At 66.7% G+C, this 15,569-nt stretch carries 16 protein-coding genes, 1 tRNA gene and 1 other RNA gene; 12 read left to right on the top strand and 6 right to left on the bottom strand.

From position 1 onward, the window contains the following. Window positions 1-50 precede the first annotated feature (50 nt). A complete protein-coding gene (locus tag ACZ5XO_RS11730) occupies window positions 51-578 on the top strand; it encodes a porin family protein (protein ID WP_464162523.1) in 528 nt (175 codons plus the stop codon). Window positions 579-662: 84 nt separating this feature from the next. On the opposite strand, the gene ACZ5XO_RS11725 is transcribed toward ACZ5XO_RS11730, so the two are convergent. The 5 genes from ACZ5XO_RS11725 to ACZ5XO_RS11705 all read right to left on the bottom strand — a co-directional run bounded on the left by ACZ5XO_RS11725 (window position 663) and on the right by ACZ5XO_RS11705 (window position 5,804). Then, window positions 663-929 (bottom strand): hypothetical protein, encoded by a 267-nt coding sequence (locus ACZ5XO_RS11725; RefSeq protein WP_464162522.1) that lies wholly within the window; start codon window positions 927-929, stop codon window positions 663-665. A 99-nt stretch (window positions 930-1,028) separates the two neighbouring features. Further along, window positions 1,029-2,174 carry a beta-ketoacyl-ACP synthase III gene (locus ACZ5XO_RS11720; RefSeq protein ID WP_464162521.1) on the bottom strand — a complete coding sequence of 382 codons (1,146 nt, stop codon included), beginning with the start codon at window positions 2,172-2,174 and terminating at the stop codon, window positions 1,029-1,031. Between the two features lie 68 nt (window positions 2,175-2,242). Further along, entirely contained in the window at window positions 2,243-4,306 is a 2,064-nt protein-coding gene (locus ACZ5XO_RS11715) for a capsular polysaccharide biosynthesis protein (protein WP_464162520.1), read from the bottom strand. A 170-nt stretch (window positions 4,307-4,476) separates the two neighbouring features. Continuing rightward, window positions 4,477-5,298 (bottom strand): HpcH/HpaI aldolase/citrate lyase family protein, encoded by an 822-nt coding sequence (locus tag ACZ5XO_RS11710; RefSeq protein ID WP_464162519.1) that lies wholly within the window; start codon window positions 5,296-5,298, stop codon window positions 4,477-4,479. Continuing rightward, a complete protein-coding gene (locus ACZ5XO_RS11705) occupies window positions 5,295-5,804 on the bottom strand; it encodes a GAF domain-containing protein (protein ID WP_464162518.1) in 510 nt (169 codons plus the stop codon). Before ACZ5XO_RS11705 ends, ACZ5XO_RS11710 begins: the two co-directional genes overlap by 4 nt. Before the next feature lie 170 nt (window positions 5,805-5,974). On the opposite strand from ACZ5XO_RS11705, the gene ACZ5XO_RS11700 reads away from it, so the two are divergent. Then, entirely contained in the window at window positions 5,975-6,154 is a 180-nt protein-coding gene (locus ACZ5XO_RS11700; RefSeq protein ID WP_464162517.1) for a hypothetical protein, read from the top strand. Between the two features lie 290 nt (window positions 6,155-6,444). Continuing rightward, a complete protein-coding gene (locus ACZ5XO_RS11695; protein ID WP_464162516.1) occupies window positions 6,445-6,705 on the top strand; it encodes a hypothetical protein in 261 nt (86 codons plus the stop codon). Window positions 6,706-8,154: 1,449 nt separating this feature from the next. Here ACZ5XO_RS11695 and ACZ5XO_RS11690 read toward each other — a convergent pair. Continuing rightward, window positions 8,155-8,230: transfer RNA gene (locus tag ACZ5XO_RS11690), tRNA-Ile, on the bottom strand. Between the two features lie 187 nt (window positions 8,231-8,417). On the opposite strand from ACZ5XO_RS11690, the gene ACZ5XO_RS11685 reads away from it, so the two are divergent. The 9 genes from ACZ5XO_RS11685 to ftsL all read left to right on the top strand — a co-directional run bounded on the left by ACZ5XO_RS11685 (window position 8,418) and on the right by ftsL (window position 15,553). Continuing rightward, entirely contained in the window at window positions 8,418-9,170 is a 753-nt protein-coding gene (locus tag ACZ5XO_RS11685; RefSeq protein WP_464162515.1) for an SIMPL domain-containing protein, read from the top strand. A 147-nt stretch (window positions 9,171-9,317) separates the two neighbouring features. Continuing rightward, window positions 9,318-11,105, top strand: coding sequence for a signal peptide peptidase SppA (gene sppA / locus ACZ5XO_RS11680; RefSeq protein ID WP_464162514.1), 1,788 nt, complete (start codon window positions 9,318-9,320; stop codon window positions 11,103-11,105). 123 nt (window positions 11,106-11,228) lie between these two features. After that, window positions 11,229-11,552: a hypothetical protein gene (locus tag ACZ5XO_RS11675; protein ID WP_464162513.1), complete on the top strand. Its 324-nt coding sequence runs from the start codon at window positions 11,229-11,231 to the stop codon at window positions 11,550-11,552. Between the two features lie 9 nt (window positions 11,553-11,561). After that, entirely contained in the window at window positions 11,562-12,323 is a 762-nt protein-coding gene (locus ACZ5XO_RS11670; protein ID WP_464162512.1) for a peptidoglycan recognition protein family protein, read from the top strand. After that, window positions 12,320-12,784: a DUF6678 family protein gene (locus ACZ5XO_RS11665; protein ID WP_464162511.1), complete on the top strand. Its 465-nt coding sequence runs from the start codon at window positions 12,320-12,322 to the stop codon at window positions 12,782-12,784. The genes ACZ5XO_RS11670 and ACZ5XO_RS11665 overlap by 4 nt, the downstream gene beginning before the upstream one ends. Window positions 12,785-12,790: 6 nt before the next feature. Next, window positions 12,791-13,167: RNase P RNA component class A (rnpB, locus tag ACZ5XO_RS11660), an RNA gene on the top strand. Window positions 13,168-13,704: 537 nt separating this feature from the next. Beyond that, window positions 13,705-14,181 carry a division/cell wall cluster transcriptional repressor MraZ gene (locus ACZ5XO_RS11655; RefSeq protein ID WP_464162510.1) on the top strand — a complete coding sequence of 159 codons (477 nt, stop codon included), beginning with the start codon at window positions 13,705-13,707 and terminating at the stop codon, window positions 14,179-14,181. After that, window positions 14,178-15,140: a 16S rRNA (cytosine(1402)-N(4))-methyltransferase RsmH gene (gene rsmH / locus ACZ5XO_RS11650; protein WP_464162509.1), complete on the top strand. Its 963-nt coding sequence runs from the start codon at window positions 14,178-14,180 to the stop codon at window positions 15,138-15,140. The genes ACZ5XO_RS11655 and rsmH overlap by 4 nt, the downstream gene beginning before the upstream one ends. Beyond that, entirely contained in the window at window positions 15,137-15,553 is a 417-nt protein-coding gene (gene ftsL / locus ACZ5XO_RS11645) for a cell division protein FtsL (protein ID WP_464162508.1), read from the top strand. The genes rsmH and ftsL overlap by 4 nt, the downstream gene beginning before the upstream one ends. The last annotated feature ends 16 nt before the right edge of the window (window positions 15,554-15,569 follow it).

Below are 15,569 nucleotides of genomic sequence, written 5' to 3'. Positions count from 1 at the left end.
TGGTGGCCGTAGAAGTCACCACATCTGGTTTGTTAGGAGTTATAGAAACAATGCGTAACATTCTTCTCGCCGCTGCCGCCATTTCTATTTTCGCCGCTCCGGCGTTCGCGCAATCGGGTCCGGACGCCCGTGGATACGGTTCGCTGGGCTACACGCATCTTGAGGGTGATTCCGCCACGACCGGCGCCGTCACCGGCCGCCTGGGCGTGAACCTGAACCGCTACCTGGCCGTCGAGACCGAGGCCTCGGTCGGCGTCAAGGACGACGACTTCACCGTCGCCGGCGTGGACGGTTCCATCAAGCACGAGTGGGACGCCGCCGGTTACGTGGTCGGCAAGTATCCTGTGAACGACAAGCTGGAGCTGTTCGCGCGTGGCGGTTACGGCCACACCGAACTGAAGCAGGAGATCGTCGGCGCCAATACCGACGTGGGCGGCGACAGCTGGAACTACGGCGTCGGCGCCAACTACTATCTGGACGGGGTGAATGGCGTTCGCGCCGACTGGACCCGTCGTGACTTCCGCGACAACGGCGGCGAGGCCGACGCCTATTCGGTCAGCTACGTCCGTCGCTTCTAAGGCCTGATTGCAAGCTCTGGCGCTGTATACGACGAAGGCCCGCTCCGGAAGGAGCGGGCCTTTTCGTTGGTCTGGAAAGGGCGCTTAGGCCAGGCCGGGGGCCAGGGCCCAGCGCAGCGAGTTCTCGCCGAAGGGCTTGATGAAGAAGTCGCGATAGCGCTCGAACACTTCCACGATCCGGGCCTTCAGGTCCTGGGTCACGGACTCGCCGCGTTGACGTTTCAGGGCGGCGACGCAGTTGACGACGATGTCCTGATGGGCCGACCCGCCCATATGTTTCAGCACCGTGGCCACGTCGTGGGCCAGCGGATCGTTGAGCTTTTCAGCCCACGGTGAAACGGTCTGAGTCATGCGGGCGCCATCCCCCTGGTTCTCAACACCCGTAACGGTTTGCAAAAATTTCCGAACAGTGCAAGCGCCGCCGGAAATAATGATTCCCGTTATCTGGCTTCAGGGGCGCTTTTGCACAAAAACCGTGCCTGCCGAGTAGCCCGCGCCGAAGCTGCAGATCAGGCCCGTCTCGCCCGGCGCGAAGCCGTCGTGGTGCAGGTGGAAGGCGATGATCGACCCGGCCGAGGAGGTGTTGGCGTAATCGTCCAGGATGATGACGTTCTCGCTCGGCTCCGGTTCGCGCCCCAGCACCTTCTTGCCGATCAACTGGTTCATGTTGATGTTGGCCTGATGCAGCCACAGGCGCTTGAGCCCGTGCGGGTCCAGGTTCAGCTCGGCGGCGTGGTCGAGGATCATCTCCGAGACCATGGGCACGACCTCCTTGAAGACCTTGCGGCCCTGCTGGACGAACATCTTGTCGGTCAGGCCATCGGACGACACCGGCTCGTGCGCGTCGGTCGGCAGGGCGGCGCGGTTCAGGAAGCCGAAATTATTGCGGATATTGTTCGAGAAGCGGGTCTTCAGCTTCGTGCCGACAATGTCCCAGCCGCCCGGTCCGGCCTGGTCCTCGGCCTCGACGATCACGGCGGTGGCGACGTCGCCGAAGATGAAGTGGCTGTCGCGATCCTTGAAGTTCAGGTGCGCCGAGCAGATTTCCGGGTTCACCATCAGCACGGCCTTGACCGAGCCGGAGGCCACGAAGTCCGCCGCCGTCTTGATGCCGAAGGTGGCCGAGGAACAGGCCACGTTCATGTCGAAGGCGAAGCCCTCGATCCCCAGGGCCTGCTGCACCTCGATGGCCATGGCGGGATAGGGGCGCTGCATGTTGGACGCGGCGCAGATGACGGCGCCGATTTCGCTGACCGGCTTGCCCCAGGCCTTGATGGCGTCCTGCGCGGCCTTCACGGCCATCTCGGCCAGGATCGACAGCTCGTCGTCGCCGCGCGCCGCCAGGTGCGGCAGCATGCGCTCGGGGTCGATGATGCCCGCCTTGTCCATGACGAAGCGCGCCTTGATGCCCGAAGCCTTCTCGATGAAGGCCTCCGACGAGGGCGTCTTCAACTCCAGTTCGCCGGCGGCGATGGCCTCGGCGTTCTCGGCGTTCCAGCTGTCGGCCCAGGCGTTGTAGGCGGCGACCAGTTCGGCGTTCGAGATCGACTGCTCCGGCGTGAACAGACCGGTGGCGGAAATGACGGCTTGGGGCACTGGCTTCTCTTTCCCTCTCGCCCGGCGCCTCGTTGAATGAGGGGCGTCCGTTGCGATGACGAACCTCCTCAATAGGCCGGTGGAAGGCTCCGGTCGAGACTGGCTTTCATGCCCCGCATCCAGCGATTGATCCGGCCGCGCGGCGGGGCGGGCAGGGGGTGGTCGCGCGCGGCGATCAGGGCCTCGACCAGGTCCTCGGCCTCGCACGGCCAGCCGCCCGGCGTGACATAGACCGGATAGCCGATCAGGGCCGCGTGGATCAGGCTCTGCAAGCTGGCGCGGCGGGTGCGGCGCTCGAACGTCAGCCGGTCGTCGGTCAGGCCCCAGCCCGCATAGAAGGGGCGGCCATAGACGCTGACGGCCTTGCCGCGCATCAGGGCCTCGAACCCCGTCAGGGAGGTCAGGGTCGCCAGCCGGTCGCAGGCGCTCAGGCAGTCGATTATGTCCAGATCGTCGGCCGAGGCGTCGACCTCCTCCATCGCCGCATGGTCCAGCAGGCCGGGCCGGTTGCCTGCCGTCACGTCCGGGTGGTTGCGATAGATCAGGAAGGCGTCGGGGTGATCCGCCCGCGCCGCCTTCACCAGCCCTGAGTTGGTGCGGATGTCGGGGCCGCAGCCCATCAGGATCGAGCGGTCGTTCTCGACCTGACCGACGACCAGCAGGATCGGCTTGTTCTTAGGCCAGCTTGCCGGAACGCCCGCTCCCTTCAGATTGTATTTCGACAGCCCCGCCTCGACCACGCGGGCGCAAAGGGCCTCGGCCCGCGCCGCCTGATCCGGCGACGTCTCACCCGCCTCGATCAGGCTCTCCAGACGGCTGGGCCGGGTCGGGTCGTAATAGACGCCCTGATCGTCCAGGGCGACGGACAGGGCGCCGAAGAAGTCGGATCCCAGGCCGCGCGAGCGGATGAAGCCGTCCTCCATCCGCACGACCGGCCCCTCGAAGGCGTCGGCGGCGGCGCGGATCTGCGGCGTCTCCTTGCCGGCCCACCAGATCAGCTTGCCGCCCGTGGCCCGCGCATGGGCGACGGCGGCGGAGGCGCGCCAGAAATAACGGACGCGGCCCTTGGGCGAGTTCAGCAGGCGGCGCACCGGCGGCCGCTTGGCCGGGGCGAAGCCGACCGCCGCCCAGTCGCCCGCCAGCCGGTCGGCTCGGTCGCGCAGGGCGATCAACCGTTCCAGCGCCTGTTCCGCCTCGCAACGCCGGCCGGTGACGGGATCGACATAGCGGGTGTAGGCGATCAGGGCCGCCGCCGCGATCTGCTCCAGATCGCGCGGGACGCCGCGCCGCCCGGTCTGGACCGCATCGGTCGTCAGCCCCCAGCCCGAATAGAAGGGTGCCCCGAAGCAACGCACCGGCAGGCCTCTCAGCAGCGCCTCGAACCCCAGGGCCGAAGTCACGACATAGACCGCATCCACCGCCGCCAGCAGGTCGGCGGGCCGCACGTCGGTGTCGATCAGGGTGACGCCGACCAGTTCGCTGGCCGGGATGCAGCCCGACTTGCGGCCCGCCGCCACGGCGGGATGGCGCTTGACGATCAACTGGGCGTTCGGCTCATCGCGCCGCGCGGTCGCCAGCATGTCGGAGAAGCTGGCCTCGGTCGCCAGCCCGTAGCCGATGGAGGCGTCGCCGAAGGTCTGGTCCACGATCAGCACCCGGCGGCCGGGCTTGAGCAAGGACAGGTCCAGCGGCCCGCCCATATTGGTCTTGGACACGCCCGAGGCGATGATGCGGTCGATCAGGCCGCGCGCGCGGGCCTTCATGGCGGGGTCGCACCAGTCGGGCGCGGTCTGGATAAGATGCTCCAGCCGACTGGGTCGGGTCGCGTCGTAATAGACGCCCACGTCATCGGCGATCAGGCTGAGGCTGGTCGCCCCGCTCTCGCCGATGCCGACCGAGCGCAGGAAGCCGTCCTCCAGCGCGACATAAGGTTTGCCGTGCTTCGCCGCCCAGCGCCGGCCCGCCTCCGCCGTCGGCTTCATGCCCCAGCCGAGGACGGCTTCGATCGACGAACCCGGCAGGGCGGACAGGTCATAATCCGGCAGGAAGGCAGAGAGGAAGGGGACCTTCAGCACCCCCGGCGCACAGACCCAGGCGCGGGTTTTCGACAGGGGCGGAAGCGGTGCGGTCATGGGGTTTGTCTACGGTCTGCCGTCAGAAGGCGCCACCCCGCTCTTCCTTCTCCCCTTGCGGGAGAAGGTGGACGCCGAAGGCGTTCGGATGAGGGGTTTTGCAACGGTCGAGAGACCCCTCATCCGACCTCGCTCTGCTCGGCCACCTTCTCCCGCAAGGGGAGAAGGGTTTAGGCGGTCGCCAGCACATCCTGCGCCTGTTGCAGGTGCAGCCGCTCCACCATCTCGCCCTCGACGCGGATGACGCCCAGCCCGGCGGCCTCGGGCGCGGCGAAGGCGGCGACGACCTTGCGCGCCCATTCCACCTCGTCCGCCGAGGGGCCGAACGCCGCATTGGCCCCCTCGATCTGCGAGGGGTGGATCAGGCTCTTGCCATCGAAGCCGTACAGCCTGCCTTGCGCGCACTCGGCGGCGAATCCCGCCTCGTCCTTGATGCGGTTGAACACGCCGTCGATGACGCTCAGGCCGTTGGCGCGGGCGTGGGCCACGACGGCGGCCAGCCAGAGCTTCAGCGGTTCGCGGTCAGGCGAGGGGCCGGTCTTCAGGTCCTTGGCCAGGTCGTTGACGCCCAGCATCAGGCCGCTCAGGGCCCCATCCGCCCCGGAGATCTCGCCAAGGTCCACGAGGGCGCGCGGCGTCTCGATCATGGCCCACAGGTCGGCGCCGGGGCGCATTCCCTCCGACAGGGCGTGGACCATGGCCGCGCTCTCGACCTTGGGCGCGACGATCAGATCGACGGGGGCGTCCTTCAGGGCCTTCAGGTCGTCGGCGCCCCACGGCGTGTCCAGCCCGTTGATCCGCACGCCGAGACGCGGGCCGAAGCCGCCTTCGTGCGCCGCCGCGACGGCGGCCGCGCGGGCGTCATGCTTCATTTCAGGCGCGACGGCGTCCTCAAGGTCCAGCACCGCCACGTCGCAGCTCAGGCCGCGCGCCTTCTCGACCGCACGGGGGTTGGAGGCGGGCAGGTAGAGGACGCTGCGGACGCGGCTCATGCTGCAGAAGCCTTGGCGCCGAACACCCTGGCCATCAGCCGCTCCAGCGCCTCGGCGTCCACGGCGTCAAACGCGGCCTTTTCTGTTGCGTCCACGTCCAGCACGGCGATCAGTTCGCCGGCCCCATCCAGCACCGGCACGACGATCTCGCTGGCCGAGCGGCTGTCGCAGGCGATATGCCCGGGGAAGGCGTGGACGTCCTCGACCACCTGGGTCTGGCGCGTCTTCGCCGCCGCGCCGCAGACGCCGCGCCCGAAGGGAATGCGCAGGCAGCCCAGCGTCCCCTGATAGGGACCGACCACCAGCTCTTCGGGCTTCATCTCGTCCACGACGTAGAAGCCGGTCCAGAAGAAGGCGGGAAAGGCGTCGGCCAGCATCGACGCCACGGTGGCCATCCGCGCCGTCCGGTTCGGTTCGCCGTCCAGCACGGCCAGAATCTCGGTCTCGACCTCGGCATAGCGTTCGGCCTTGTCGGCGGGGCGGTCGTCGCGGGCGACATAGGACATGGCGGCTCTCCTTCTCGAGACCGCCATATAGGCTAAGGCTGCGCGGCACAAAGGGGTGGGCGTCGTCGATGAAATCGGAACAAATGAAGAACAATTGACTTGAGGGACTCGGGCGTCGCGCGTTAGCTTCGCTCATGCCTGTCGCAGCGGGCGCGTTTGGGGAGAGCGGAATGAACGGAGCATCGCAGGCGGACGAAAACTTCGCGCGGCAAATGGCGTGGCTGGATCGCGAACTGGCCTTGCGGGTCGAGGAGGCGCGCGCCGGCGAGCCCGGCAACCGGGCTCTGGCCGTGGGTCTGCTGATCGGCTTGATCGCGGGCATGACGCGTGGCGGGACGGCCCCGTCGTGAGCCAATTCGTGAGCAGGGCGCGGCCGGCCTCGACGGAGCTGGCGCGTCTTCTGGACGGCATCGACTGGTCGCGTTGCTCGGGCCGGGACCTGCACCGGCTGGCTGAAGGCGCGGTTCAGGCGACGATGCGAGGAGAGGCGCTCCGATGCCGGTCGACAGCATCTGATGACGCAAGCGTAGCCATTGGCGCGTCCAGACTGACGTTGTAAAGGCCAGGCTTCAGGCGGGCGGCCGAGAGCTGCAGCGGCGGCTTTGATCGTCCTGGCGCCGCCAATACGAGAGACCAGACCATGAAACGCACGATCATTGTCGCGGCCGCCGCTCTGGCCTTGTCCGCCTGCACCGCGCCGAACCAGTCCCGCGAAGTGCTGCTGGACGCCGGTTACAGCAATGTCGAGGTCGGCGGCTACGACTGGTTCGGCTGCAGCGAGGACGACGCCCTGAGGACCAAGTTCAAGGCGACAGGCCCGACGGGGCGCAAGGTCGAGGGCGTCGTCTGCGCCGGCATGTTCTTCAAGGGCGCGACCATCCGCAACACCCGACGGGGATAGTCGCGACCCCACGGGCCCCGACGCGCGACAGCGTCGCAGGCGGCGAGTGTGGTAGGCCCAGAGGGACTGAACGTCCTGTGAAATTTCAACGCCTTGGCGATATCTGACCGGAACTCGCCAGTCCCGCCCTCATTGGTTTCCAGCCTCGGTGTCAAACCTTCTAGGCCTACCTGGCGTCCTGTTTCGATACTCCACAGGCGTGTGAACGAAAAGGGAGCAAATCGCTTGGCGTTGCCGCAGTCGGCGCCGTAGGGGTCCGTCCCGGGTCGGCAACCTCGGAGGATGACATGGACACGCAAACCTGCTGCCCAGACGAAGCATTTGCCCGCGACTTTCTCGGGATGAACTGACGCGGATGTAGGCTATTCGCGGACAAGTTTGCCACGCTCTGGGAATGGCATCAGATTTCTTTAACTATCCTCCAAGCTTGACCTTGCTTGACCGTTCATCGAACGATGCGTTCTCAGCTTGGGGGTGTTGTGAAATTCCTTGTTTTTTCAATGAGTGCTGTAGGGCTGACCATGCCTTCCGTGGCGGCGGCGCAGCACGTTCAAACGTTCACCTCGACGTCCGCGGCCGCCTCACGGAGACCGGCGCGGCCGACTGGCGGTGACAGCCGCACGACCACCTACACGCTGGACAAGGCTGACAATCGCAGTCACCGCTCAACATGCAGTTGAAGAGGCTGTTTGCAAGCAATGATGTCGTTTATTATTATCATCATATCTCCGGCGTTAATTTGGCTTGCAGACGGTTTTCTAAAGTTTAAATTTGATTTTAGAGAATCTGATGTTGATGATGAGAGGGCAGCAAAAAAAAGGGGTCGAGCATACTATTTCATCGTCAAGTATAATAAATTTCTTAGGTATTTCGGAATCTCAATCATAATGATTGGGTTTGCTGTCATAGCTATATTAAGCAAATTTGATGGCTCTGGGACATTGTATTTTTATGCTGCTCCAGCAATTGGAGGAGTTTTGTACGGTGTAGGAGTGTCCTGGAGGGGGTTGTTTGTAGGGGTGCGGTAGATGCAGAGATGCTTTTTTCCTTTGCCGCCGCCACTACGATTGCTCTATTCGCCTGACCGCCGCCGCATCCCGCGCCTCGCACGACGTCACGATCTCCACCACGTCCGCCGTGCGTCCGTTGGCGCGGGCGAGCTGATCGGTCTGCTCGATCCCGAACACCTGCCTGTCGGTCTCGACGGCGTCGGCCGGCGGCAGGGCGGCGCCTGGCTGAGGCGGGCTGCACAGCCAAAGAGATCGCTTCCGTCCTCGGTCACACGACGCTCTCAGAGGTCGAGCGCTACACCCGCTCGGCGGATCAGGAGAAGCTGTCAGATGCCACTATGGACCGGCTGGAAAAGGCCGGAACGTGAACGGGGTGTGTCAACCCGCTTGTGTCAAAACCCTGTAAGTGGTTTGTTTTTAAATGAAAATATAGGTGGGGTGGTAGGCCCGGAGGGACTCGAACCCCCAACCAGACCGTTATGAGCGGTCGGCTCTAACCATTGAGCTACAGGCCCCCGAAGCAGGGAGGACGTGCCTAGCAGGGGATGGGGCCGCTGCAAAGCCGCCGCGGACCTGTCGTGCTTTTCATGCCGATGAACGGAACCTGCATGGGGGGCTTTTGCGTTCGTTCAGCTTGAAACGGCCAAGGTAGGGTCGTGGCTGGCGAAGACGCCCGGCCGATGGATTTCGACGGAGACTATGATGACCCGCACCGCACGCGCCCTGATGCTGGGCACGGCCCTGATGACCCTGGCGGTTCCCGCCGTCGCCTCCGCCCAGGCTACGGGCGCTTCTCCGATGCAGGTGCACGCCATGGCGCAACAACCCGCCCTCAACCTGTCGGCCTATGGCGAGGTCAAGGTCGCGCCGGATCAGGCGACGATCAACTTCGGCGTCGTCACCGAAGCGGCCACGGCCCAGGAGGCCATGACCCAGAACGCGCAACAGATGACCCGCGTCGTCGCCGCCCTGCGTCGGGCCGGCGTCGCCGAGCGCGACATCCAGACCTCGGGCCTGAACCTGTCGGCCCAGTACGACTATCAGCAGAACGAACCGCCCAAGCTGCGCGGCTATCAGGCCCAGAACCGCGTCACCGTAGTCATCAACGACCTGAGCAAGGTCGGCGCGACCGCCGACGCCGTGGTCGCGGCGGGCGTCAACCAGATCGACGGCATCGCCTTCGGTCTGAAGGACGCCAAGGCGGCCGAGGATCAGGCGCGCCAGCTGGCCGTGCGCGCCCTGCAGGACAAGGCGCGGCTCTACGCCCAGGCTCTGGGCGTCCAGCTGGGCGGGGTCCGCACCCTGACCGAGGGCGGCGGCTACACGCCGGAACCCCCGCGTCCGATGTACGCCCGCGCCATGGCCATGGACGCAGGCGGCGCCTCGACCCCGGTCTCGGCGGGCGAGTTGACGGTCCGCATCGACATCAGCGGGACCTACGACATCGGCCGTTGATCGGCTGAGCGATCAGACGGGGAGGGCTCGCCGGCGACGGCGGGCCCTTTTCCCATTTCATTACCGCGCCTTCATTTGACGCTGTCGGCGTGCGCCCTATGCTCGCGGCAGGCCGCGCGTGGCCACTGACGGGACGGCCGCCTTTTCATGAAACAGTTCTTCCTGACCATGCTCGGCGTCTTCGCCGGGCTCGTGGCCTTCTTCATCGTCCTGCCGATCGCGGCCCTTCTGTTCTTCGCCGCCGCCGCCAGCGCCTCCAAGCCCGCCACGCCTGCCCATACGGTGCTGGAGCTGGACCTGCGCGAGGGTCTGACCGACCAGCAGCCGACCAATCCGTTCGCGGCTTTCGGCGGTTCCGGCCTGTCAGTGGTCCACATCGTCGACACCCTGGCCCAGGCCGAGAAGGACGACAGCGTCAAGGTTCTGCTGGTCCGTGCGCCCGAAAGCGGCATGACCCCGGCCGCCGCCGACGAGGTGCGTCAGGCCATTCACCGCTTCCGCGCCTCGGGCAAGACCGTGATCGCCCACAGCCAGGGCTTCATGCCCATCGGCGCGGTGGTGTCCAGCTATATGGTGGCGGCCAGCGCCGACCAGCTGTGGATGCAGAACACCGCCAACTTCCAGGCGACCGGCCTGGCCAGCGACAGCCTCTTCCTGGGCCGCGCCTTCCAGAAATACGGCGTGCAGGCCGAGTTCGAGCAGCGCTACGAGTACAAGAACGCCGTCAACGAATACACGCAGAGCGACTACACCGGCCCGCACCGCGAGGCGATGACGGCCTGGATGACCTCCATCTACGACAGCGCCCTGGCCAATGTGGCGCGCGACCGCAAGACCACGCTCGAGGCGCTCAAGGCGACTATCGAGGCCGGTCCCTATTCGGCGGAGCAGGCCCTGTCGCTGAAGCTGGTCGACAAGATCGGCCAGGTCGAGGAAGCCGAGGCCGCCGCCAAGACCAAGGCAGGCAAGGACGCCACAATCCTCAGTTTCGGCGACTACGCCTCCATGCAGGGCGCGCGTAACGGTTCGGGCAAGTCGGCCATCGCCATCGTCGGCGGCGAGGGCGCGATCATGACCGGGCGCGGCCAGAGCGCCTCGCCCTTCGGCTCGGGTTCGGACATCCGCTCGGATGACACGGCCAAGGCCATCTATGACGCCATCGAGGACAAGGCGGTGAAGGCCATCGTCTTCCGCGTCTCGTCGCCGGGCGGCTCGCCGGAAGCCTCTGAACAGATCCTGGCCGCCGTGCGTGCGGCCAAGGCGGCGGGCAAGCCGGTGGTGGTGTCCATGGGCGCCTATGCGGCCTCGGGCGGTTACTGGATCAGTTCGGAAGCCGACTGGATCGTGGCCCAGCCCTCGACCCTGACAGGCTCCATCGGCGTCTTCGGCGGCAAGTTCGTCCTGGCTGACGCCCTGGGTCGTTTCGGCCTGGACATGCGCGGCCTGTCGGTCGGCGGCGATTACGCTGACGCCTTCTCGCCGGTGCAGGGCTTTGATCAGGGCCAACGCGCCGCCTTCGCCGCCTCGATGGACCGGACCTACGAGGAATTCGTCGCCCGCGTCTCGACCGGCCGCAAACTGCCGGTCGAGCGCGTGCGCGAGATCGCCAGGGGGCGCGTCTGGACCGGCGCCCAGGCCAAGGGCCTGGGTCTGGTCGATGAGCTCGGCGGTTTGAATGAGGCCATCATCAAGGCCCGCAAGCTGGCCAATATCCCCACCAGTGAGTCGGTCCGCTTCAAGCGCTTCCCCACGCCGCAGTCGCCGTGGGAGGCTCTGGCCAGCGCCTTCGGCGCCTCGGGCCAAGCGGCTGACGCCATGATCTCGGTCGGGCGCGTCATGGGCGATCCGGCGGCCCAGGCCATGCTGAATCGGGTCGAGCTTGAGCGTCTGCGCAGCCGCGGCGCTGTGGTGCTGGCCGACCAGCCGGCGTTTTGATGGCCGCAACCGCAAAAAGACCCTGACTGATGCGTGATGTCGCAGTCCATTGACCGTTCAGGGCGATGGACCGACATTGGGTTTCAGGCGTTCCTTCATCGGCGCGCCGCGAAAGGCAGTTCCATGATCCAGTCCAACCCCTTTGTTCAGATCGGCCCTAATGTCCGACGTCGCACCGGCGGCGGCCTGCTGGCGCCCTTCGTCTGGCTCGGCGGGTTGATCGCCACGGCTCTGGCCGTGACCGTGGGCGCGGTGCTGGCGGTCCTGACCGCCGCCGCCGTGGCGGTGATCGCCCTGATCGCCGGCTTGGTGGTCTTCTTCGCCGGCTTCGCCTTCCGCGCCCGTCGCGCCCGCGCCGCCACGGCCCGCCGCGACGAGGGCGTGATCGACGCCCAGAAGGTCGGCGACACCTGGGTCGCCTACGGCTGGGAACGCGAAGGGCGCTGATCGGGCGCCATGCTGAGCTTCATCGACGCTCCATCGCCTAATTTCAACGCCCGGCGCGGTCCGCCGGACATGCTGGTCCTGCACTACACCGGGATGAAGACGGCGGACGAAGCCGTCGCCCGTCTGCGCGATCCGGCGGCGGAGGTCTCGGCCCACTATGTCGTCAACGAGAACGGCGTCATCCTGCGGCTTGTGCCGGAAGAGCGCCGCGCCTGGCATGCCGGTCGCGGGGCCTGGCAGGGCGAGACCGACGTCAACGCCGCGTCGATCGGCATTGAGATCGTCAATCCGGGCCACGAGTTCGGCTATCGCGTCTTTCCGGAAGCGCAAGTTCAGGCGGTGATCGCCCTGGTAGCCGACATCCGTTCGCGCTGGACCATCCCCGATGTTCGCATCGTGGGCCATTCCGACACCGCCCCGGATCGCAAACAGGATCCGGGCGAGCTCTTCCCGTGGCGGCGTCTGGCCGAGGCCGGGCACGGCCTTTGGTTCGCCCCTGCGCCCGAGCGCGTCGCCGCCCTGGGCGCCGACCTGTCGCCGGGCGACGAGGGGCTGGGCGTCATCGTTCTGCGTTCCGGCCTGCACCGGCTGGGCTACGGCCTGAAGCCGGGCGGCGACTACGACGACGAAACCCGCCTGACCGTCGAGGCCTTCCAGCGTCACTGGCGGCCCGACCGCATCGACGGAGTCGCCGACGGCGAGACCCGAGCCCGCCTGGTGGGGCTGTTGCAACTGGCCTCGGCCGAGAGCGTCACCGGCGTGCTGGATTGAGCGGCGCGCTGGACCCGGTCGCGGCGCACAAGGCGGCGGTGCGGGCCGAAGTCGAGCGGCGCGGCCTGGCCTCCTTCATGAATGCGACGAAATGGGCCGAACTGAAGCGGGCGGTCATGGTGGAACTGCCCTTTGTTCCCGCCGCCCAACGCCAGGACGTGCTCAAACCGCCGGAACGTCTCGCTGGCGTTCATGACTGCTGGCAGGGCCATCATTGGGATCACGAGACGATCCAGCCCTTTTACTCGATCGAATGGTTGCGGCTCATTCCTCGCTATTACGAGTTCACCGGCGCTCTGACGCCGTATCGGGTCGCGGGCGATTGCACCGACCAGTTGCGCGCTATTCTGGAGCGGCTGAACATTCCCTTTCGGGAGGATCGCGAACGCACCTTCTGGCTTTACGGCTACGCTTCCGCCGATCCGGCGACATTGACGCCGCCGTCCGAAACGCGCACTTAGCCCCCGCCAGACGGCCGGGCGGTCGCGGCGAGAGCTTGCTCTTGTCGAGGAAAGTCCGGGCTCCACGGTGAAGAGGCGGCGGGTAACTCCCGCCCGGGGCGACCCGAGGGATAGCGCCACAGAAAGCAAACCGCCTGGGCTCCGGCCCGGGGAAGGGTGAAAGGGTGGGGTAAGAGCCCACCGCGTCGGCGGCAACGTCGGCGGCATGGCAAGCCCCGCCTGGAGCAAGACCGAATAGGGACGTCGCGCGGTTTCGACCGCAGGGTTCACCGCCCGAGGCGTCCGGGTAGGTCGCGAGAACCGCTCAGCAATGGGCGGTCCAGAGGAATGATCGTCGCCGCCTTCGGGCGGAACAGAACCCGGCTTACAGGCCGTCTGGCGTTTTTCTTGGGCCTATCGGCCTTCGGCCTACTTGAGGCCCATGTTGTTTGGCCTACCGCGCTTCGCGCTGCTTGAGGCCGGTTAAGCTTCTCCCTCTCCCGGCGGGAGAGGGTTTGAGCCTCCAAGAGCGCAGCGATTGGAAAGGCGAAAGGGTGAGGGGCTAGGTTGTCATTCGGCGTTAGCCGTAGCGCCACGGCTCACGCCGACGGCAGCCGGGAAACCCTCATCCGGTCCTGCGGACCACCTTCTCCCATCGGGAGAAGGGAAGAGGCGTCGCGCCATTAACCCCTGCGTTGAAAATATGGCGGAAAAAGCCGTCCACAGGCTGTGAATACTCTCGATGTTGCTTGTATGTTCTCTTTTTGCACTTGCTGAGATGTTCGGCGAACTGCAAATTTGGTTAAAGGGTGTCAACTAATCCCATTGAGGCCCATCTGATCCCATGCTATCCCACAGCCTCATGAGTAGGGCTGTCGCCCGACGCGTGGTGTCATCAACGGATTTCAGGGACGGGCCGAGGGGCTCGATTGGGGCAGGGCGTGTTTCTCTCGACCTACGAGAAGCAGCTGGACGGCAAGCGCCGTCTCCTGATCCCCCAGGAATTCCGCACGGCTGAAAACGGCGCCGAGCACGGCGTCTTCTGCTTTCCCTCCATCGAAGCCGACTGCCTGGAAGCGGGCGGCGACAAGCTGTTCGCCGAATACCGCGCCGTCATCGAAAGCCTGCCCTTCGGCGATCCCTATCGCTCGGCGCTGGAGGCCTCGATCTTCGGCGAGCAGAAGCCGCTGTCCTACGACTCGGCGGGCCGCATCACCCTGCCCGAGCACCTGTGCGCCGAGGTCGACCTGTCCGAGACGGTCGTCATCTACGGCGTCGGCGAGCGCTTCCAGATCTGGAACAAGGACAAGTGGGCCGCGCACCGCGCCGAGCAGCGCCGTATGGCGCGCGAGGGCCTGAAGCAGTTCGGCGAGATGCGCCGTCAGGCTGCGGTCGCCAAGACCGGAGGCGCGGCATGACGTCTCCGCACGCCCCCGTCCTGTTGGCTGAGGTCCTCGAGTCGCTGACGCCCCAGCCCGGCGACGTCGTCATCGACGCCACCTTCGGCGCTGGCGGCTATACGCGCGCCATTCTGGAGCGCGGGGCTAAAGTCATCGGTCTGGATCGCGATCCGACGGTCCAGCCGCACGCGGACGCGGTCGCCGCCGCCTGGCCGGGCCAGTTCCAGCTGATCCGCACCCCCTTCGCCGGTCTGGCCGAGGCCTTCGCCGAGAGCGGCGAGGCCCAGTTGAACGGCGCCGTCTTCGACATCGGCGTCTCGTCGATGCAGCTGGATCAGGCCGAGCGCGGCTTCTCCTTCATGCGTGACGGGCCGCTGGACATGCGCATGGGCGATACGGGGCCGACCGCCGCCGATATCGTCAACACCTGGGATCACGGGCCGCTGGCTCACATCTTCAAGCAGTACGGCGACGAGCGTCAGTCGGGCCGCGTCGCCACCGCCATCCTGCGCCGCCGCGTCGAGCAGTCCTTCAGCCGCACCCTGGATCTGGCCGAGGTGGTCGAAAAGGCCCTGGGCGGGCGTCGCGGCGCCGCCATCCATCCTGCGACCCGCGTGTTCCAGGCCCTGCGCATCGCCGTCAACGACGAGCTGGGCCAGCTGGAGCGCGGTCTGGAAGCCGCCGAGGCGACCCTGGCGCCGGGCGGCCGTCTGGTCGTCGTCACCTTCCATTCGCTGGAAGACCGCATCGTCAAGGCCTTCCTGACCGAGCGCACCGGCAATGCGCCGGGCGGTTCGCGTCACGCCCCGGTCGCGGTGGAAACCCGCAAGCCCAGCTTCGACCTGATGTTCAAGGGCGCGAAGGAGGCGGGCGAGGCCGAGTTGGCCGCCAATCCGCGCGCCCGGTCCGCCCGTCTGCGCGTCGCCGTCCGCACGACGGCTCCGGCTTGGGGCGCTATCGGAGGGAAGCGCGCATGATCGCCGTTCCCGTTCCGGTGAAGCGTCTGTTCGACTGGAAGGTCCGCGGCGTGCGCTGCGTCGAGATCATCGGCGTGGTCTGCGTCGCCGCCCTGGTCTTTTCGGTCTATATCGCCAAGGCCGCCGCCGCCCGCGAAAGCGCCGAGATCAGCCGCATCGAGAGCGAGATCCGCGAAAACCGCCAGCGCGTCCGCCTGCTGCGCGCCGAGGCGACCCGCCTGGAGCAGCCTGCGCGGCTGGAGGCCCTGTCGCGCGAGATCGGCCTGGGGCCGGTTGATGTGAAGAAGCAGGCGGTCGAGGCCGGTCTGCCCGCCATCGCGCCGCCTCCGCCGGTCGCCGCTGCGCCCGCGCCCGTGGCCGCCGCGCCTGTCGCGCGGGCCGCCGAACCCGTCGCCGGGGAGAGCCTGCATTGAGCGTGCATGATCACCA

This window comes from Brevundimonas sp. T2-11, assembly GCF_055397675.1.
This window is presented reverse-complemented; position numbering and strand designations above follow the sequence as displayed.